Genomic DNA, 19,087 nt, shown 5'->3' with positions numbered 1-19,087 from the left:
CGTGCCGCCGACCCTGACCCGCCGGCAGGTGCTGGACCTGCGGGTGCACGCCCAGCAGATCGGCCGCGCGGAGGGCAGCCCCGCCGACACCGCCGTCCTCGACCTCGGCGTCCAGGACACCGGCCCGGACGGCGGCCGGTGGGCGCTCGCGCTGCGCGGCGTCGCCGCGGACGCCGGCGAGCTGTCGACCGTGTGGACGATCCGCGGCGCCCCGCACCTGTACCGGCGGGCCGACCTGCCCGGGGTCGCCGCGGCCACCGCGCCGTTCTCCGACGCAGACGCGGGCAAGCGCATCTTCGACGCGGCCAAGCCGCTGAAGGCCGCGGGGATCGCCAACCTCGAGGGCCTGGACGTCGTGGCCGCGGCCATGCGATCGGTGGTCACCGCCCCGATGGTCAAGGGCGAGATGTCCGGGCGGCTGACCGAGCTCCTGCCCGCGCCCTACCTGCGGTCCTGCCGCCCGTGCGACGCCACGCACGTCCACGAGATGCCGTTCCGGCTGGCCGCGCTGCGCGCCGGGCTGGAGCTGGAGCCCGGCACCTCCCCGCCCGTGCTGCGCCCGGTGCCGGGCCTGGTGCCCGCCGACACGGTGCCGCCGCACCTGGACGTCGTCCGCGGCTACCTGCGGCTGCTCGGCCCGGCGACGCCGAAGCTGGTCGCCGGCTACCTCGACGCGCCGGTCGCGGACGTGCAGGCCCGCTGGCCGGAGGACGCCGTCGAGGTGCCGGTGGACGGCGAGCGGCGCTGGCTGCTCGCCGAGGACGCCGCCCGGCTGGACGACGTCCCGCCCGCGACCGGTGTCTCCCTGCTCGGCCCGTTCGACCTCTTCCTGCAGGCACGCGACCGGTCGCTGCTGGTCGCCGACCCGGCCCGGGCCAAGGCGATGTGGCCGGTGCTCGGCCGGCCCGGCGCGGTGCTGGCCGACGGCGAGGTCGCCGGCACCTGGCGGCCGCGCAAGACCGGGTCCTCGCTCGCCGTGGCGGTCGAGCTCTGGTCCCCCGTCCCGCACGAGGCCCTCACCGCGGCCGCCGAGCGACTGGCCGCCTTCCGCGGGGTAGTGCTCAAGGACGTGCACATCGACTGAGGAGAGACCATGACCGGTCCCGACGACGCCTTCCTGGCGCCCGACGACGCGCTGCGGGGCTTCGACGACGACGACAGCGACATCGAGTCCGGCACGGGCGACGGTGACCGCCCCGGCGCGGACGACGTCGAACGCCCGAACCCCGCCGGGGCCGCGGTCGAGGACGCCGGCCGCTCGGCCGGCTCGCTGGACGACGGGACCGAGCCGGGGTAGGGCCCTCCGGGCTCAGCGGCCGGCGGCGTAGCCCTGCATGCCGCGCGGGTTGGCCGCGGCGCGCAGCACGCCGGTGTCCGGGTCCCGCGACACCGCCGACAGCCGGCCCAGCGACCAGGGGCCGGAGACGGTGACGTCGTGCCCGCGCCGGCGCAGCCCGGCGATCGCCCGGTCCCCGAGCCGGTCCTCCACGACGACCTCACCGGGGGTCGCCTGCCGCGGGTAGAACGACGACGGGAAGCTCGTGGTGTGCCACGCCGGCGCGTCGATGGCCGCCTGCAGGTCGAGCCCGCCCACGGTGTGGGCCAGCCAGAAGCACAGCTGCCACTGCTCCTGCTGGTCCCCGCCCGGGGTGCCGAAGGCCAGCGTGGGCACGCCACCGCGCAGGGCCAGCGACGGGGTGAGCGTGGTCCGCGGGCGCCGCCCCGGCACCAGGGAGTTGGGCAGGCCCGGCTCCAGCCAGAACATCTGGGCCCGCGTGCCCAGGGCGAAGCCCAGCGACGGGATCACCGGCGAGCTCTGCAGCCAGCCGCCCGACGGGGTGGCCGAGACCAGGTTGCCCCACCGGTCGACGACGTCGACGTGGCAGGTGTCGCCCCGGGTCGTCCCGCGGGTGTCGACGGTCGGCTCCCCCACCCCGGCCAGGGTCTCGGCCGACGGGTCCAGGCGTGCGGACGCCTCGGTGACGAAACCCGGCAGCAGCGGCGGGCGCCCGCCGGGCGAGCCCGGCCGCAGCTCCCGGCTCGCCCGCTCGCCGACCAGCGCGCGCCGCCCGTCGGCGTACCCCGCCGACAGCAGGTCCTCGACCGGCACGTCGGCCGCGTCGCCGTACCAGGCCTCGCGGTCGGCCATCGCCAGCTTCACCGCCTCGACGGCGGCGTGCACCAGGTCGGCGTCGGCGGCCCCGGAGGCGTAGGCGTCCGGGCCGGTGACCGGCAGCCCGTCCAGCACGGCCAGCGCCTGCAGCAGCGAGGGCCCCTGCGACCACGGCCCGGCCTTGGCCAGCGTCCACCCCCGCCAGTCCAGGGTCACCGGCGGCTCGTACGTCGGCGTCCAGCCGGCCAGGTCCTGCGCGGTCAGGAACCCGGCGTGCGCGCGACCGGAGTCGTCCACCACCGGCTGCCGGCAGAACCCGTCGACCGCCTCGGCGACGAAGCCCGAGTACCAGGCCACCAGGGCGGCGTCGACCTGCGCCTCCCGGGAGGGGCCGCGCGCGGCGTCGAGCAGCCGGCGGTAGGTCGCGGCGAGCACCGGGTTGCGGAACAGCTCACCGGCGCGCGGCACCGCGCCGTCGCCGGTGAGCCAGGTGGCGGCCGAGGTGGGCCAGTGGGCGCGGAAGTGGTCGGCGACCGAGGAGATGGTGGCCACCGCGCGGGGGACGAGCGGCTGGCCGGACTCGGCGTACCCGATCGCGAAGCGGAGGACGGCGTCCAGCGGGAGCGTGCCGTGGTCGCGCAGCAGCGTCAGCCAGCCGCCCACGGCGCCGGGGACGGTGGCGGCCAGCAGGCCGGTGCCGGGGACCAGGGACAGGCCGAGGTCGGCGAAGGCCGCGGTGCTCGCCGCGGCCGGAGCGACCCCCTGGGCGGAGAGGACGACCGGCCGGCCGGCGTCCCCACCCTGCCCGCCGCGGGCGAACAGGATCGGGACCTCGCCGCCCGGCCCGTTGAGGTGCGGCTCCACCACCTGCAGGGTGAACCCCGCCGCGACGGCCGCGTCGAACGCGTTCCCCCCGGCCTCGAGGATCGCCATGCCCGCCGCGCTGGCGAGCCAGTGCGTGGAGGCGACCATGCCGAAGGTGCCGGCCAGCTCCGGCCGTGTCGTGAACATCTCAGACCACCTGGGAGTCGAAGTCGGCGGGGGGACGGGGCACCGGCCTCATGCGGGCCGGTCGGGCAGGGGGGACAGCGGTGCACGGGCTCCGGGGACGTCGTGCGACGGGCTCGGCGCCGAGGCGTCGGGGAGGGCTGCCGCGGCGGCCGCGTCCACGTGCTCCGCCGCCGCCTGCTCGGCGGCCTCGGGGTCGCCGGACGCGATCGCCTCGACCAGCCGCACGTGCTCGGTCCACGAGTGCGGCGCGCGGTCCACGACGCCGAGCCGGAAGACCCACTCCACGTGCCGGTACAGCGACACCGACAGCGTGCCCAGCCACCGGTTGCCGCCGATGTCGATGATCCGGCGGTGCAGCGCGCTGTTCAGCTCCGCGACCAGGTCGAAGTCCTGCACCTCCGTGCCCCGGCGGGCACCGTCCAGCAGGTCCCGGAGCCCGACGATGTCGACCGGACCGGCCCGCTCGGCGGCCTGCCGGGCGGCGAGGGTCTCCAGCCGCCGGCGGACGGCGAACAGGTCGCGCATGCTCGTCGGATCCGGGCTGGCCACGATCACGCCGCGCCGGGGCAGCTCGAGGACGAAGCCCTCGGCCTGCACCACCCGCAGCGCCTCGCGCACGGGATTGCGGGAGACGCCGAAGTCCTCGGCCAGCCGCTCCTCGGTGAGCCGCTGGCCGGGCGCGTAGACCCCGTTGATGATCCGGGAACGGAGCGCGTCGAGCACCTGCTCGCGCAGCGGCGTGTGCCGCTCCCCGATCGTCGGCTCACCCGGGCGGGGCGCCGCCGCGTCGCTCACGGTCGCCCGGCGCCCGCCGGGGGGGCCGGGTGGGGCGGGCCCTCGGTCCCCAGCAGGCGCACGTCCGGTCCGGTCCCGTCATCGGCCACCAGGTGGCAGGCAACCCGCCGGCCGGCCACCAGGCGCAGCGCGGGTACCTCGCTGCGGCAACGCTCGACCGCCACGGGACAGCGGGTGTGGAAGCGGCAGCCGGCCGGCGGGTCGACGGGCGAGGGGATGTCGCCGGTCAGCAGGACCCGCCGGCGGCTGCGCTGCTCGCGCGGGTCGGCGAGCGGCGCCGCGGACAGCAGCGCCTGGGTGTACGGCATCCGGGGGGAGTCGAAGACCTGGGCCCGGGTGCCCTGCTCGACCAGCTGGCCCAGGTACATCACCGCCACGTCGTCGGCGAGGTACTCCACGGCCGAGAGGTCGTGGGTGATGAACAGGCACGCGAAGCCGAGGTCGCGCTGCAGGTCGGCCAGCAGGTTGAGCACCGAGGCCTGCACCGACACGTCCAGGGCGCTGGTGGGCTCGTCGGCGATGAGCAGCCGGGGGGAGGACACCAGGGCCCGGGCGATGCTCACCCGCTGGCGCTGCCCGCCGGACATCTCGTGCGGGTAGCGCTCGGCGACCTGGCGCCGCAGCCCCACCTGCTCCAGCACGTCGCCCACCCGCCGTGCCCGGGCCCCGCGGGACCGGTCGCCGCCGAGCAGCCGCAGCGGCTCACCGACGATGTCGCCGACGGTCAGCCGCGGGTCCAGCGAGCTGGCCGGGTCCTGGAAGACGATCGACACGTCCCGCCGGTGCGGGCGCAGCCGGCGACGGCTCAGCGAGGTGACGTCGGTGCCGGCCAGCCGCACGGTGCCCGAGGTCGGCTCCAGCAGCCGCACGATGCAGCGGCCGACCGTGGACTTGCCGGAGCCGCTCTCCCCCACCAAGGCCATGACCCGGCCACGGTCGATGCGCATGGAGATGCCGTCCACGGCCCGCACCGAGCCGAAGTGCATGACGAGGTCCTCGACCTCCAGGGCCGGGGGCTCCCCGGCGCCCGGGTCGACCGATGCCGTCCCCGTCCCGGGGGTCCCGGTGGCTGTGCTCACGGTCGCTCCTGGTGGTCGACAGGGGGCTCGGCAGCGAGATCGGCACGGTGTCCGGCGGGGTGCCAGCAGGCGAACCGGTGCACCGTCCGGTCGGTGGTCTCCGGCGCCAGCGGCGGCCGGGAGGCGCGACACCGGTCGCTCGCCGCGGGGCACCGGTCGGCGAAGGTGCAGGCGTCGGGCTGCTCGCTGAGCACCGGCACCAGCCCGGGGATCTCCTGCAGCCGGCCGTTCGACGCCCGCCGTCCGGCGGTGGGCACCGCGCCGAGGAGTCCGGTCGTGTAGTGGTGCCGGGGGGTGTCGAAGAGGTCCTCCGTCGGCGCGGTCTCCACCACCCGCCCGGCGTACATCACCACGACCCGGTCGGCGATGTCGGCCACCACCCCCAGGTCGTGGGTGATCAGCACGATCGCGGTGCCCAGCCGCCGGCCCAGGTCGCGCAGCAGGTCCAGGATGGCCGCCTGCACGGTGACGTCGAGCGCGGTGGTCGGCTCGTCGGCGACCAGGACCTTGGGGTCGCAGGCCAGGGCCATCGCGATCATCACCCGCTGCCGCATCCCGCCGGAGAGCTGGTGCGGGTACTCCCCCACCCGCCGCGCCGGCGAGGGGATCCCGACCAGCGTGAGCAGCTCCACCGCGCGGTCCGCCGCCTGCCTGCGGCTCATGCCCTGGTGCAGCCGCAGCACCTCGATGATCTGCCGTCCCACGGTGAACACCGGGTTCAGCGAGGTCATCGGCTCCTGGAAGATGTAGGCGATGTCGTCGCCCCGGATGCGGCGCAGCCGGCGGTCCCCGGCCCCCACGAGCTCGGTGCCCTCCAGCAGCACCGACCCGGTCACCCGGGCGGCCCGGGGCAGCAGTCCCGACAGGCTCATCGCCGTCACGCTCTTGCCGCAGCCGGACTCGCCGACGACCGCGAGCACCTCCCCCGGCCACACGTCGAAGGACACCGCGTCCACCGCGGAGACGGTGCCGTCCTCGGTGGTGAAGCCGACGGAGAGGTCCCGCACGGTGAGCACCGGCGTGCCCCGCCCCGGGCCGTCCACCCCGTCCGTCCCCGCGCCGGCGGCACCCAGCTGCGTGCCGGTCACCGCCGCGACGCCCGCGGGTCCAGGGCGTCGCGCAGGGCGTCGCCGAAGAGGTTGAAGGCCAGCGTGACCACGACGATCGCCAGTCCCGGGACGATGGCGGTCCACGGCGCCTGCGCCGCGTACTGCTGGGCCTCCGACAGCATGGTGCCCAGGCTCGGGGACGGCGGCTGGATCCCCAGACCCAGGAAGGACAGCACCGCCTCGCCCAGGATGGCCACCGGGATGGTGACGGTGGCCTGGACGATGATCGCCGACAGGGCGTTGGGCAGCACGTGCCGGCCCAGCACCCACAGGTCGCCGGCGCCGTCGACGATCGATGCGGCCACGAAGTCCAGCCCCTTGAGCCGCAGCGTCTCCGAGCGGACCACCCGGATCATCCCGGGGATCTGCGAGATGCCGATCGCCAGGGCGGCGTTGCCCAGGCTGGCGCCCCGGATGGCCGCCAGGCCGACGGCCAGGATGAGGAACGGGAAGGCCAGCATCAGGTCGGTGAAGCGGGAGATGACCGCGTCCAGCGCCCGGAAGTAGCCCGCGGCGAGCCCCAGGGGGACCCCGACCGCCAGCGCCACCAGGACGGCCAGCACGCCGACCTGCAAGGAGGCCCGCAGCCCGTAGAGGATGCGGGAGAGGATGTCGCGGCCCAGGTCGTCGGTGCCCAGCAGGTAGCCGACCGTCCCCGGCACCTGGAAGGGCGCGTCGAAGTCCACCCGCGCGGGCGGGTACGGCGCGAGCACCGGCGCCAGCACGGCGGCCACGACGGCCACCGCCAGGATGGTGAACCCGACCACGCCCAGCGGGTTGCGGCGCAGCCGGCGCAGCACCCGGCGGCGCCGCACCGGCGCGGCCGGCGGCGGCGGGTCGGCCGCCCCCAGCCCGGCCCGCGCCGGCACCACCGTGGGGGTCTGCGGCGGGGTGGTCTCCGAGGTCGTCACGTCGCGGCTCCTGCCACCCGGATCCGGGGGTCGATCAGCGAGTACGCCAGGTCGACGAGGAAGTTGACGATGATGTAGGCCGACGCCGTCACCAGGACGACGCCCTGGATCACCGGGTAGTCGCGCTGGAACACCGCGTCCAGCGTCATCTTGCCGAAGCCGGGCAGCCCGAAGATCCGCTCGGTGACGACCGCACCGGAGATCAGCCCGCCCAGCTGCAGGCCCACGATGGTGACGACCACGACCAGGCTGTTGCGCAGCGCGTGCCGGCCGATCAGCGCCCCCGGGCCCAGGCCCTTGGCCCGGGCGGTGCGGATGTAGTCCGCGCCCAGGGCCTCCAGCATCGAGGACCGCGTCTGGCGCATCACCACCGCCGCCAGGCCCGTGCCGAGCACCAGCGCCGGCAGCACCAGGTGGTGCAGGTTGGCCAGCGGGTCCTCGGTGAACGGCACGTAGCCCGAGGCCGGGAACAGGCCCGCCCCCACCGCCAGGTAGAGGATGAGGATCAGGCCGAGCCAGAAGTTCGGCACCGACAGGCCCAGCAGCGCCACCGCGTTGGCGGCCCACTCCGCCGGCCGGCCCTGCCGCACCGCCGCGAGCACCCCCGCGCCGACGCCGATCACGATCGCCACGGCCAGCGACAGCACCGCCAGCTCCAGGGTGACCGGGAGCGCCGCGGCGAGCATCTCGGTGACCGGGATGTCGGTGCGGGTCGACCGGCCGAGGTCGCCCTGCAGGCTGTTGGCCACGAAGGTCCCGTACTGGAGGAGCAGCGGGTCGTCGAAGCCGTACTGGGCGCGGATCGCGGCCAGCGACGCCGGGTCGCGCTCCTCCCCGGCGAAGGCCAGCGCGGGGTCCCCGGGGAGCGCGCGCACCCCGAGGAACACCACGATGGTGGCCAGGACCAGCGTCAGCGCCGACTGCCAGAGCCTGCGCAGCAGGTAGGCACGCACGCCGGGTCAGCCGGTGAGGCCGGCGAAGGCCACCCGCAGGACGCCGTCCGGGAACACCTGGACGCCCTGCACGTCGTCGGTGACGCCGCTGAGGTTGCGCTGCCGGTACAGGTAGACGATCGGGTCGTCGGCCTGGATCAGGCTGACCGCCTCCCCGTAGAGGGCGACCCGCTCCTGGGTGTCGGTGGACGTCCGGGCCTGCTCGAGCACGGTGTCCAGCTCGGGGTTGCTGTAGCCGGCGACGTTCTGCCCCCCGCCGGTGCCCAGGAAGTTGGTGATGTTCGCGTCGGGGTCGACGCGCCCGGACCAGCCCAGCTGGAGGGACTCGAAGTCGCCGCGGTCCTGCTGGTCGAGCAGCGAGGAGTACTCCACCGGTTCGATGGACAGCGCGAACCCGCCCTCCTCCAGGTTGGCCTGCAGGGCCTGCGCCAGGCGCAGGGTGTCGGGGTTGTTCGACACGATCATCGACAACGGGTACGGCTGCTGGACGCCGGCCTCCTCCAGCAGCTCCCGCGACCGGGCCGGGTCGAACTCGGTGCACGCCTGCGCCGCGTCGCTGCTGAACTCGCTGTCCGGGCTGATGGGCGAGCACGCCGGGCTGTACAGCCCGTTGAACACCGCCTGCACCAGGCCCTCGCGGTCCACCGACAGCTCGAACGCCTCGCGGACCCGTGGGTCGTTGGCCACCGGCGTCCCGACGTCACCCGGCGGCGTCCCGAGGCCGTCGACGTTGCCCACGTTGAACGTCACGCCCTGGTAGCCCAGCGAGTCGGTCTCCAGCACGGTGATGCCCTCGGTGTCGCGCAGACCGGGCACGTCCTGGGTGGACAACGTGTCGGCGACCTGGGCGTCGCCGGACTGCAGGTTGGCCGCGCGGATGCTGGCGTCGGTGATGATCCGGTAGGTGATCCGGTCGAGGAAGACCCGGTCGGCGTCGTAGTAGTTGGGGTCGCGCTCGACCTCGATGGAGTTCTGCGCGACGCGGTTGACGAACTTGAACGGGCCGACGCAGACCGGGGCGGTGGCGAAGTCCTCGCCCAGCGCGGTCAGCGCAGTGGGGCTGAGGATCATGCCGGCCCGGTCGGCCAGCGCGGCGGTCAGCGGGGCGAACGGCTCCGCGAGCGTGATGACGACCGTGGTGGGGTCCGGTGCCTCGACCGAGGTGATCGGCCCCAGCTCGCCGCGCCGCGCGGAGGTCTCCGCCGAGAGGCTGCGCTCCAGGGTCGTCTTGACCGCCGCGGCGTCGAACGGGGTGCCGTCGGCGAAGAGCGCGCCCTCGCGGACGGGGATCGTGACGGTCAGGCCGTCCTCGGAGACCTCGGGCAGGGCCGTCGCCAGTTGCGGCACGATCTCGGTGTCCTCGTCGAGGTCGTAGAGCTTCTCGCACATCGTGTGGAACACGTACCGGGAGTACAGCGACCGCGAGGTCACCGGGTCCAGCCGGTCGGGCTCGGCCGACAGCGCGACCACCAGCTCCCCGCCCTGCTCGACGGCGCCGGCGTCAGCCGGCTCCCCGACGCTCTGGCCGGTCGTCTCCTCCGCCGGCCCCTCTGCCGGCTGGACGGGCGCGCAGGCGGCGATCAGGCACGTGACGGCGAGGCCGGTGGCGGCCAGTGCCCGCCGTCCTGCACGACCTGCTGGGAGGGAGGGGGGTCGCGACATGAGGGCTCCTGGAGGCTCCGGGGCGGGACGCGAACGTATCCTGTATCCAAAGTCACAGTGAAGGTCCCCGGCCGAAAGATTTCGCCGACGCCACGAGTGGCGGGCACCGGGCCACCGACTTCCCCCGCAGGTATCTCAGCCCTAAGGTATCCGGCCATGGAGCCCCGCCGAGTCCGCATCGGCATCGACACCGGCGGGACGTTCACCGACGTGGTGGCCGTGGACGAGGCGACCGGCCGGACGACGACCACCAAGACGCCGTCCACCCCGGCCGACCCGGCGGAGGGCTTCCTCACCGGCGTCCGCAAGGTGCTCGGCCTGATGGGGCTCGACGGCACCGCCGTCACGGCCGTCAGCCACGGGACGACGGTCGCGACCAACCAGCTGCTCCAAGGAGAACTGGACCGGATCGGCTTCGTCACCACCGAGGGCTACGAGTCGGTGCTGGAGATCGCCCGCCAGTCGGTGCCCGACGGCTACGGCAACAGCTACTTCTGGGTCAAGCCGCCGCGGATCGTCCCGGCGGACCTGGTGCACACCGTCCGCGGCCGGCTCGACCACCGGGGCCAGGAGGTCCGCCCGCTCGACGAGGACGACGCCCGTGCCGCCGCCCGCTCGCTCCGCGCCGCCGGAGTCCGCACGATCGGCGTCTGCCTGCTGCACTCCTACGCCGACGACGCCCACGAGCGCCGGGTGCTCGAGATCCTGCGCGAGGAGCACCCGGACGCCGTGGTGAGCATCAGCTCCGAGGTGCTGCGGGAGTACCGCGAGTACGAGCGGTCGGTCACCACGCTGGTCGACGCCGCGGTGAAGCCGCGGGTGGGCGCGTACGTGACGGCGATCCGGGAGCGGCTCGACGGCATCGCGCCCGGCGTGCCGTTCTACGTGATGAAGAGCAACGGCGGGGTGCTCTCGGCCGAGGAGGTCGTGCACCAGCCGATCACCACGATGCTGTCCGGCCCGGCCGCCGGGGCCCTCGGGGCGGCCCTGGTCGCCGGCGCGGCGGGCTTCGACCGGGTGCTCACCTGCGACGGCGGCGGCACCTCCACCGACGTCACGGTCGTGGTGGACGGGGAGCCCGCGCTCACCACCGAGGGCTCGGTCGGGGACTACCCGTCGAAGATCCCGATGATCGACGTCGTCACCGTGGGCGCCGGCGGCGGCTCGATCGCCTGGCTGTCACCCGAGGGCACGCTCAAGGTGGGGCCGCGCTCGGCCGGCGCCGACCCGGGGCCGATCTGCTACCCGTCGGGCGGCTCGGAGCCGACCGTCACCGACGCGCACGTGGTGCTCGGCCGCATCCCGCCGCACCTGCTCGGCGGGGAGATCCCGCTGTCGGTCGCGGCCGCGCGGACCGGCCTGGAGAAGCTCGGTGAGGAGCTCGGGCTGGACCTCGAGCGCACCGCCACCGGCATCCTCGAGATCTCCGCGTGGAACCAGGCCAACGCGCTGCGCCAGGTGACCGTCGCCCGCGGCCTCGACGTCCGCGACTTCACGCTCACCACCTTCGGCGGCTCCGGGTCGCTGCTGGCCTGCCGGCTGATGGACGTCCTGGGCCTGCCCCGCACCCTCGTCCCCCCGGACCCGGGCAACCTCAGCGCGTTCGGCCTGCTCACCGTCGACGTCCGGAACGACCACGTCCAGACGGCGATCCAGCGGCACGCCGACCTCGACCTCGACCGGGTGCGCGCCGGCTACGCCGACCTGGAGGACCGGGCCCGCCGGTCGCTCGACGGCGAGGGCTTCCCCCGCGGCCGGCAGCGGGTGCAGCGCAGCGCCGACCTGCGCTACGTGGGCCAGGCGTTCGAGGTCCGGGTCCCGGTGGCCGACGGCGACCTGGACGCAGCAGCCGTCGATCGGGCCGGCCAGGACTTCCACGCCGCGCACCGGCAGCTGTACGGCTACGACTTCGCCGCGGACCCGCGGCAGGCCGTCGAGTGGGTCAACCTGCGCGTCAGCGGGATCGGGCCGATCCGCCGTCCCGACCTGGTGGACCTGGCGCCGGCGGACGGGGCCGTGACGGACCGGGCCGTCACGGGCTCCCGGCCGGTGTTCTTCGACGACTGGGTGGAGACGCCCACCTACGACCGGCCGCGGCTGGCCCCCGGCGACGTGGTGCCCGGCCCGGCGGTGGTCGAGGAGTTCGGCTCGACCGTCCCGGTGCACCCGGGCTTCCGCGCGACGGTCGACCGGTTCGGGAACCTGCTGATCGAGAGGGCGCCCCGGTGAGCCTTTATCGCGATAATGGCGGATCGGACGCCGACCCGGTGCTGGTGGAGATCGTCGCCGGCACGCTGGCCGCGATCGAGCGCGAGGTGGAGACCTCGATCGGCCGGACGTCGCGGTCGCCGATGATCCGCGACGCGCACGACTTCCGCGCCGGCATCCACGACCGGCAGCTGCGCAAGCTGACCGGTCGCTCGTACTCCGCGCTGGTGCACCCCGTGGTGCGCGACCACCCGATCGGGACGATGCACGTCGGCGACGTCTACTTCCACAACGACGTCTACCTGTCCGAGGGCGGGATCGGGCACCTGCCGGACCTGTGCGTCACCGTGCCGGTGTTCGCCGACGTCGAGGGGACGCCGACCGTCGTCGCCTTCGTCCAGGCGTTCGGCCACCACGACGACATCGGCGGCGCGGTGCCCGGCTCGATGCCCTCGGCCGCGACGAGCGTGTACGAGGAGGGCCTGATGGTCCCGCCGATCAAGCTGTGGGACCGCGGCGTCCGCAACGAGGCCGCGCTGGCCATCATGACCCGCAACTCGCGGATGCCCGACTCGCTGGCCGCCGACCTCGACGCGGAGTGCTCGGCCTGCCTGGCCGGCGCCCGGCGGCTCGGCGAGCTGTTCGACCGGTACGGGGTCGCGGCGGTCGAGGCCTGCTTCGACGCGATCCTGGCCAACTCCACGGAGGTCTACCGGCGGGAGGTCCTGAGCCAGATCCCCGACGGCACCTACGTGTGGGAGGACTACGCCGAGCACGACGGCGTCGAGCCGCCGACGCTGCACCGGCAGCGGATCACGCTCACCATGGACTCGGCCGCCGACGTCCCGCTGACCATCGACTTCACCGGTACCGGGCCGCAGGCGAAGGGGCCGATCAACCACTGCGGGGACTACGCCGACGGCAACTTCCTCAAGAAGTGGCTGGCCCCGGTCCTGCGCAACCTGGCCGAGACGCCCGAGCGGATGGCCGAGCTCGACGTCAACGAGGGCGTCGTCCCGTTGATCGAGATGCGGTTCCCGGAGAAGGGCACGCTGCTCACCCCGGTCTTCCCCGCGCCGACCAACGCCCGGACGTTCGTCATCCTGCGGCTGCTCGGCGTCCTGGCCGGGGTGCTGGCCAAGGCGACCGGCGGCCGGATGCCCGCCGACCAGGAGACGATCCGCTACACCGGCGTCTACGGCACCGATGCCGACGGCGAGCCCTACCTGATGCGCGAGGTGCTCGGCGGCGGCTCGGGCGGGCGGTACTACGCCGACGGCGAGGACACCATCCACGTCGTGCCGGACTCGCGGAACCTGCCCACCGAGTTCACCGAGAGCCGCTTCCCGCTGCGGGTCGAGCGGCTCGGCCTGGCGCTGGACTCCGGCGGGCCGGGCCGCCACCGGGGGGGCTGCGGCTACGAGAAGCACATCCGGGTGCTGCGCGACGCGCACTTCATGTCGATCGCCGACCGCTCGATCCTGTCCTGCTGGGGCGTCAACGGCGGCCGGGCCGGGCGGCCGTTCCAGGTCACCGTGGACCCGGGCGGCCCGGACGAGCACGACGTCGACGCGCTCGCCGACGCCGAGCCGCTGCGCGCCGGCACCGTCGTCCGGATCCGCACGACGGGCGGCGGCGGCTGGGGCGACCCGCTGGACCGGCCGGTCGCCGAGGTGCTCCGGGACGTCGCCTGGCGCAAGGTCTCGGTGGCCGGCGCGCGGGCGGACTACGGCGTGGTGGTGCGCGACGACGGCACGGCGGACGAGGGCGCGACGGGGGCGCTGCGGGACGCGGTGCGGGCGGCCCGGACCGGCGACGAGCCGTTCTTCGACCGCGGCCCGGGCTATGCGTTGCTGTCGGGCGGGGCGGCGTCCAACGAGTTCGACGTCCTCTGAAGAAGGACCCCCTGCCCCCCGAGAAGGACCCCCCTGCCCCCCACCGCTCGCAGGCTCGCGGCGGGACCCTGCAGGAGGGCCGATCGACGCTCGCCGCGGGACCCTGCAGGGGCCAGGGCAGGGCAGCGGGGTCCTTTCTCAGCCGGCCCGCAGCCAGGCCAGCGCCGCCAGCACCCGACGGTTGTCGTCCGGGGAGGGAGCCAGGCCCAGCTTCGCGAAGACCGCGGCGACGTGCGTCTCGACGGTCTTGGGGCTGAGGTGCAGCTCGCGGCCGATGCATGCGTTCGTCCGGCCCTCGGCGATGAGCCGCAGCACGTCCCGCTCCCGCGCGGTCAGCGGGTCGTCCTCCGCCGTCGCACGCCGGGGGGAGGGCAGCGGGACGGCCGGCGCGGCGCGACCCGGCCCGCGCCGCCCGCCGATGGTCGCCGGGGCGACGATCGGCGCGACCTGCAGCGCCGGCACCGCGACCGGGGCCCGGCGGGCCCGCTGCAGCGCGGCCCCGACGTGCGGTGACACGAGCCAGACGAGGTCCCGCTCCCAGTCGGTGAACGCCCGCCCGGAGCGGCCGACGCTGACCCCGGAGAACGAGGCCCCCGAGTCCGTGGCGCCGACGGCGATCTGGTCGTCCACGTCCAGCGCGCGGTACACGTCGCAGTAGACCGCGTTGGCCCGCCACTCCCGCCGGCTGACCAGGTCCGAGGTGCGCACCGGCTCACCCAGGGCGGGCAGGGCCATGGCGTAGCCGACGATGGGGTGCTGCGCCATGACCCCGGGGTAGCCGTCCAGGAGGTCCGCGCGGTAGGTCTCGGCCGGCCACCCGAGCGCCACCTCCCGGCCGGTCCGGCGGTCGAGCTCGTGGTAGACGGCCAGGTGGGAGCCGAGCAGGCCGGCCAGCCCCGGCAGCACGACGTCCCGGACACCGGCGAAGTCCTCGACCCCCTCGAGGCTCGCGACGAAGTCGCGGCAGCGGCGCAGGCGCAGCGCCGGAGGCTCATCGAGCAGGCGCTGCGGCATCGTCGTCCCCCCAGGACCAGGCCTCGTCACCCGGGGTGCGTCCCCGAGTGCGCCCTGCTGTCAGTGTGGGGACCGCGGCACCCCGCGACAAGGGGCGGGAGAACCCTGGGCGGGTCCAGGGCCGCCCCCGATCCGCCGGCGGTCCGGATCGGCCACGCTCGTCCCCGCCTGGCCGCACCGGCCAGGACGTCCTCCCCGAGACCGGAGCAGGTGATCCCGGATGCGTCGCACTGCCGTCACGCTGGCGTCGTCCCTCGCCGTCGTGCCCCTCCTCGCCCTCCCGGCGCAGGCCGGCGACCGGGTGCTCCCGTTCGTCTTCACCAGCGACCGCGACGGTGACAGCGAGATCTACCGGGTCCGGGCGGACGGCCGGGTCGTGCAGCTGACCTCCAACGACGTCCACGACGGCGACGCCGTCTGGTCGCCCGACGGACGCGAGCTGGCCTTCGTCAGCGACCGGGACGGCGACCTGGAGGTCTTCGTGATGGACGCCGACGGCTCCGACGTCCGCCAGCTGACGCACAACGAGGCGACCCCGGACGCCGCTGCCTGGGACCACTCGCCCGACTGGGCACCGGACGGCGACGCCCTCGTCTTCGTGTCGGACCGGGAGGACCCGGAGGGCGACATCTACCGAATGGCGGCCGACGGCTCGGAGCAGACCCGGCTGACCGAGACCCCCTTCGTCACCGACTACTCCCCCTCGTGGTCACCGAACGGGCGGCACATCGCGTTCGGGTCCACCCAGGCGGGCATCGACAACCCCGAGGTCTACCGCATCCGCACCGACGGCTCGGGCCTGCGCCGGCTGACCCGCACGGCCGACGGCATCTGGGACGACAACCCGGAGTACTCCCCCGACGGCCGGACGATCGTGTTCAGCAGCAACCGCGGCGGCGCGGACCGCGACCTCTACACGATGCGTGCCGACGGCGGGCGGGTGCGGGAGCTGACCGGGGAGGTCGGCGTCGACGAGTGGTTCCCGGCGTGGACGCCGGACGGCCGGCAGGTCGTGTACTGGAGCCTGACCCTGGACGGATCGGCCCGGGACACCGCCTGGACCGTCGACCGCGACGGGACCGACCCGCGCCCCCTGACGTCGGGGGAGTCGAACGACTCGTTCCCCGATGCCCGACCCCCAACGGGTCGGTGACACCGGTCCACCCCGCGGCGGCGCGGGGGGCCGCCGCGGGGGGGACCCTCAGGCGCCCGGGGTCTTCGCGGCCCCGTCCGCGCCGCCCTCCTGGTTGTCCTCGTAGACCTCGCGGGCGGTGCCGTGCAGGTCCTCGCCCTCGCCGCCGCCGGCCTTGCCGCTCGGGGTGGCGGTCACCTCGTCGGCGCCCGCTCCTCCGGCCCCGCTGCTCTCGGTCATGGGTCTCCCTCGCTGGTGTGACGCAGGCCACCACTGTGCTCCCGTGCCGGGCGACCCGCCCGCCGGATCGAGGCATCCCTGCTCCGAGGGCTGTCCCGTCGCCGGCGCTCAGCAGACGGGCTGGCGCTGCTGCCCCGGGGGTGCGAACTCCAGCCGCACGGCGTCGCTGCGGGGGACGAGGACCGCGGTGCCGGTCTGCCGGTTCCACCCGGCCGGTAGCAGCAGGTACTGGTCGCCGGACTGGAGGACGAGCTTGAAGCCGTCATAGCGGTACCGGTACGCCGCGTTCGGGTCCTGGCAGGGCACCTCTGTGACACCCACGACCGCCAGCCGCAGCGACTGCTGGCTGTACAGGACGGCGTCGGCCACCGCGGGGAGCTCGGCCACGAGTTGCTGCGCCCGGCCCGTACCGACCTCGACGGCGTAGTTGCCGGCCGCCCAGAACAGCCCGACGCTCACCAGGACGAAGGCGAACGCACCGTGCGCGAGAGCCGCCAGGTCGACCGTCCAGCGGCCGCTCGGACCGTCGGCGGCCGGACCGGGCCGGCCCAGGTGGATGCCGTACACGACCAGGACGACCCCCGCGGACAGCGCCAGCCCGCCGACCCAGGGGCGGCCCGTGGTTCCGGGCCCGCCTCCCAGCAGGTCGAGCAGCGCCAGACCGACGAGCACGACACCGAGGCTGGTGGCAGCCGGTGCGAGGGTGTGGAGCGCCCGGTCCCGTGCGCCGGGCGTGAGCCGGCCGAGCACCCGGTGCCCCCCGACCGCCAGGACGCCGACCACAGCCACCAGCGTGAGCGGGACGAAGAGCCCGTCGGCGCTGCGGACGAGGTGGTCGTACAACGTGAGGTCGAGTGCTGTGTGGTTGACCCGCAGGTACCGGAAGAAGCCGGTGATGTGCATCCGGCCGAAGTAGAAGAGCAACCCGGTGAGGACCGTCGTCGAGCCGAGCAGTGCCCCCGCGGCCGTGAGCACCGTCCGGACGGTGTCGGTCGCCGGCTCGGGCTGCGGCCGGGCGCCGACGGTCTGCTCGGCCGGATGAGCTCCCGCTGCGCTCCCGACCGACGCTGACGACGACGTGTCGGGGGGTGCGGCGACCCTCTGGTGCCGAAGTGCCTCCGCAGCCTCCGCGGCCGGGACGTCACGGAGCACCGACGAACCGTCGGCGCTCACCGCCGTCGCGGTCGGCTGCCCGCTGGTACGCGGCTCCGGCGGCACCATCCCGGTCAGTCCTGCTCCGCGTTGCTGCAGTCGGTCGTGACGTACACGTGCGTCCCGGGTTCCAGCCACCGCCTGCCCTCGGCGTCGGGAGCCGAGGGCCCGGGCTCGAATCGCAGCGTGGCGACCGTGCACAGCTCCCGCAGGTCCGGCTCGGTGACCAGGGGCTCCTCGTGCAGGACGAGGCAGCCGGAGTCGTCCTTCGCGCCTCCGCACCGGTCCTCGAAGACGGCGTCGAGCGCGGACAGCGGGCCTCCCTCGACCTCGAATGCCTCGATGCCGAGCGGAGCACCCGGCGCGGTCCCCCCAGGGTCGCCACCACCGGTGCCGGGGTCCGGAGCGGGAGCGGGCGCCGGCGGCGGCGGCGGGACCGGAGCAGGGGCCGGCGCGGGCGCGGGCGGCGCGGGCGCCGGCGCGGGCGGCGCCGGAGCGGGTGCCGGGGCAGGCGCGGGCGCGGGCGCGGGCGAGGCCGGAACGGGCGGCGCCGGGGCCGGTGCGGGCGCCGGGCGGGGCACCGGTGCCGGGGCCGGGGCCGGCGCCGGCGCCGGGTGTGGCGCGGGCGCCGGAGCAGGCCTGGGTGCCGGGGCCGGCAGCGGCGCGGGAGCCGGGTCGGGGAGGGGCGCGGTCCACGGGGCCGGCGCCGGTGCGGGAGCCGGCGCGGGCCCCGGTGGCGGGACGGGGACCGGCGCGGGCGCCGGACCCGACCAGCTCGGCGGGCTGCTCCCCTGGCTGGACGACGGCCCGGCCCGGCCCGATCCGTCGACCCGGGGAGCCTCCCCGCAGCCGGCCAGGACCACGGCCATCAGGACGCTCGCGAGGAACCGAGCGGAGGACGACCGGGACACCGTGACCTCCCGCGCCGAGGCGGAGACGGACGGCGACCACGGTGCTCGGACCGTGCCGGTGTCACCAGGGGCCTACTGCCCGCCCGGCCGGCCCGCCGTCCCCCGGCGGGCCGGCCGGGTCCGGACCCGGCGTCGCTCAGGTGCCGAGCTCGGTGCTCCCCGGCTCCGGCTTGACGTCCTCGCCCGTCTGGCCCTCGTCGCCGCCGTAGCTCGGCTCGTCGGTGCTGCGCGGGTCGTCGTCCCCCGCGTCCTCGACGTCCTCGGGGACCAGCGGGGTCTCGTGCAGCACGTTCTCGCGCGCCTCGTCGCGGTCGGTACCTGGCACCTCGGTCATGGGGACCTCCTCCTCGCAGAGCCATCCCCCTACCCGCGCCCGGACGGCCGATGCGGGTGTCCGCCGTCAGCGAACCCGGCGGTGCCACCAGCGCCGGCGGCGCGCCCCCTCCGGCGCCGCGACCGGCTCCACGGGCGCCGGCGGTGGGCGGGTGGCCTGCCAGAGCCGGACCAGCGCGTCCTCGTCGGCCAGCCCCGGGACGGCGTCCGGCCCGTCCTGCGGCCGGCGCCAGTGCGCCTCGACCCGGGCGTTGAAGTCCGTCACGATCGCCCGGACCGCGGCCTCGCTGGGCAGCTGCGGAACGCGCAGGGCCAGGTCCTCGCGCTCCCGGCGCAGCGCCATGCCCGGCGGCAGCAGGTCCTTGGGGTCGGCCTGCTGGCGGCGGGCCCACTCCAGCGCCCACTCGTAGCTGGTCTGCTCCTTCACCCGCTGCGGCAGCGGGCGGCCGGTGCCCTCGAGGCCGTCGAAGGCGCCGCGCTCCTGCGCCTGGGTGATCTGGTGGTCGATCCAGGTCTCGAAGGACATCCCCGGGGGCTTGCGCTCGGTCATCGCCCTCCATCGTGCGCCC

Annotated in this window: 17 protein-coding genes; 5 read left to right on the top strand and 12 right to left on the bottom strand. The window is 75.4% G+C overall.

The features are described 5' to 3' along the window. The first annotated feature begins 1 nt into the window (after position 1). Entirely contained in the window at positions 2-1,084 is a 1,083-nt protein-coding gene (locus BLR12_RS12600; RefSeq protein ID WP_091378213.1) for a winged helix DNA-binding domain-containing protein, read from the top strand. A gap of 9 nt (positions 1,085-1,093) precedes the next feature. Beyond that, complete coding sequence (locus tag BLR12_RS12595; RefSeq protein WP_091378210.1) at positions 1,094-1,297, top strand: hypothetical protein; 204 nt, start codon at positions 1,094-1,096, stop codon at positions 1,295-1,297. A gap of 12 nt (positions 1,298-1,309) precedes the next feature. On the opposite strand, the gene BLR12_RS12590 is transcribed toward BLR12_RS12595, so the two are convergent. The 7 genes from BLR12_RS12590 to BLR12_RS12560 are packed head-to-tail and all read right to left on the bottom strand — an operon-like array spanning position 1,310 to position 9,633. Then, positions 1,310-3,124 carry a gamma-glutamyltransferase family protein gene (locus BLR12_RS12590; protein WP_091378207.1) on the bottom strand — a complete coding sequence of 605 codons (1,815 nt, stop codon included), beginning with the start codon at positions 3,122-3,124 and terminating at the stop codon, positions 1,310-1,312. Between the two features lie 48 nt (positions 3,125-3,172). Beyond that, positions 3,173-3,919: a GntR family transcriptional regulator gene (locus BLR12_RS12585; RefSeq protein ID WP_091378203.1), complete on the bottom strand. Its 747-nt coding sequence runs from the start codon at positions 3,917-3,919 to the stop codon at positions 3,173-3,175. Further along, the gene (locus tag BLR12_RS25540; RefSeq protein ID WP_218120640.1) at positions 3,916-4,998 is read right to left on the bottom strand and encodes an ABC transporter ATP-binding protein; all 1,083 of its coding nucleotides are present in this window, start codon (positions 4,996-4,998) and stop codon (positions 3,916-3,918) included. The genes BLR12_RS12585 and BLR12_RS25540 overlap by 4 nt, the downstream gene beginning before the upstream one ends. After that, a complete protein-coding gene (locus BLR12_RS12575) occupies positions 4,995-6,086 on the bottom strand; it encodes an ABC transporter ATP-binding protein (RefSeq protein ID WP_255363456.1) in 1,092 nt (363 codons plus the stop codon). The genes BLR12_RS25540 and BLR12_RS12575 overlap by 4 nt, the downstream gene beginning before the upstream one ends. Then, positions 6,083-7,018 (bottom strand): ABC transporter permease, encoded by a 936-nt coding sequence (locus BLR12_RS12570; RefSeq protein WP_218120639.1) that lies wholly within the window; start codon positions 7,016-7,018, stop codon positions 6,083-6,085. Before BLR12_RS12570 ends, BLR12_RS12575 begins: the two co-directional genes overlap by 4 nt. Further along, positions 7,015-7,971, bottom strand: coding sequence for an ABC transporter permease (locus BLR12_RS12565; RefSeq protein WP_091378200.1), 957 nt, complete (start codon positions 7,969-7,971; stop codon positions 7,015-7,017). Before BLR12_RS12565 ends, BLR12_RS12570 begins: the two co-directional genes overlap by 4 nt. Before the next feature lie 6 nt (positions 7,972-7,977). Then, the gene (locus BLR12_RS12560) at positions 7,978-9,633 is read right to left on the bottom strand and encodes an ABC transporter substrate-binding protein (protein ID WP_091378199.1); all 1,656 of its coding nucleotides are present in this window, start codon (positions 9,631-9,633) and stop codon (positions 7,978-7,980) included. A gap of 156 nt (positions 9,634-9,789) precedes the next feature. On the opposite strand from BLR12_RS12560, the gene BLR12_RS12555 reads away from it, so the two are divergent. Next, positions 9,790-11,862, top strand: a complete 2,073-nt coding sequence (locus BLR12_RS12555; RefSeq protein ID WP_091378196.1) for a hydantoinase/oxoprolinase family protein — start codon at positions 9,790-9,792, stop codon at positions 11,860-11,862. Continuing rightward, the gene (locus BLR12_RS12550) at positions 11,859-13,736 is read left to right on the top strand and encodes a hydantoinase B/oxoprolinase family protein (protein WP_091378193.1); all 1,878 of its coding nucleotides are present in this window, start codon (positions 11,859-11,861) and stop codon (positions 13,734-13,736) included. The genes BLR12_RS12555 and BLR12_RS12550 overlap by 4 nt, the downstream gene beginning before the upstream one ends. Positions 13,737-13,874: 138 nt before the next feature. Here BLR12_RS12550 and BLR12_RS24855 read toward each other — a convergent pair whose 3' ends face one another. After that, positions 13,875-14,750 carry a helix-turn-helix transcriptional regulator gene (locus BLR12_RS24855; protein ID WP_255363455.1) on the bottom strand — a complete coding sequence of 292 codons (876 nt, stop codon included), beginning with the start codon at positions 14,748-14,750 and terminating at the stop codon, positions 13,875-13,877. Positions 14,751-14,970: 220 nt separating this feature from the next. Between BLR12_RS24855 and BLR12_RS12540 the strand changes: the two genes are divergently transcribed. Beyond that, positions 14,971-15,903, top strand: coding sequence for a TolB family protein (locus BLR12_RS12540; RefSeq protein WP_091378190.1), 933 nt, complete (start codon positions 14,971-14,973; stop codon positions 15,901-15,903). A 48-nt stretch (positions 15,904-15,951) separates the two neighbouring features. On the opposite strand, the gene BLR12_RS24525 is transcribed toward BLR12_RS12540, so the two are convergent. From BLR12_RS24525 to BLR12_RS12520, 4 genes are all read right to left on the bottom strand, one after another. After that, positions 15,952-16,122, bottom strand: a complete 171-nt coding sequence (locus tag BLR12_RS24525) for a hypothetical protein (RefSeq protein ID WP_176832479.1) — start codon at positions 16,120-16,122, stop codon at positions 15,952-15,954. Positions 16,123-16,230: 108 nt separating this feature from the next. Continuing rightward, positions 16,231-17,097: a hypothetical protein gene (locus BLR12_RS12535; protein WP_143018761.1), complete on the bottom strand. Its 867-nt coding sequence runs from the start codon at positions 17,095-17,097 to the stop codon at positions 16,231-16,233. Between the two features lie 1,224 nt (positions 17,098-18,321). After that, complete coding sequence (locus BLR12_RS12525) at positions 18,322-18,519, bottom strand: hypothetical protein (protein WP_091378184.1); 198 nt, start codon at positions 18,517-18,519, stop codon at positions 18,322-18,324. Positions 18,520-18,585: 66 nt separating this feature from the next. Continuing rightward, positions 18,586-19,068 carry a DnaJ family domain-containing protein gene (locus BLR12_RS12520; protein ID WP_091378182.1) on the bottom strand — a complete coding sequence of 161 codons (483 nt, stop codon included), beginning with the start codon at positions 19,066-19,068 and terminating at the stop codon, positions 18,586-18,588. Between the last annotated feature and the right edge of the window lie 19 nt (positions 19,069-19,087).

The organism is Geodermatophilus sp. DSM 45219 (assembly GCF_900104025.1).
In the GTDB taxonomy this organism is placed as follows: Bacteria; Actinomycetota; Actinomycetes; order Mycobacteriales; family Geodermatophilaceae; genus Geodermatophilus.
Note: the sequence above shows the minus strand (reverse complement) of the source record. Positions and strands in the feature narration are given on the sequence as shown.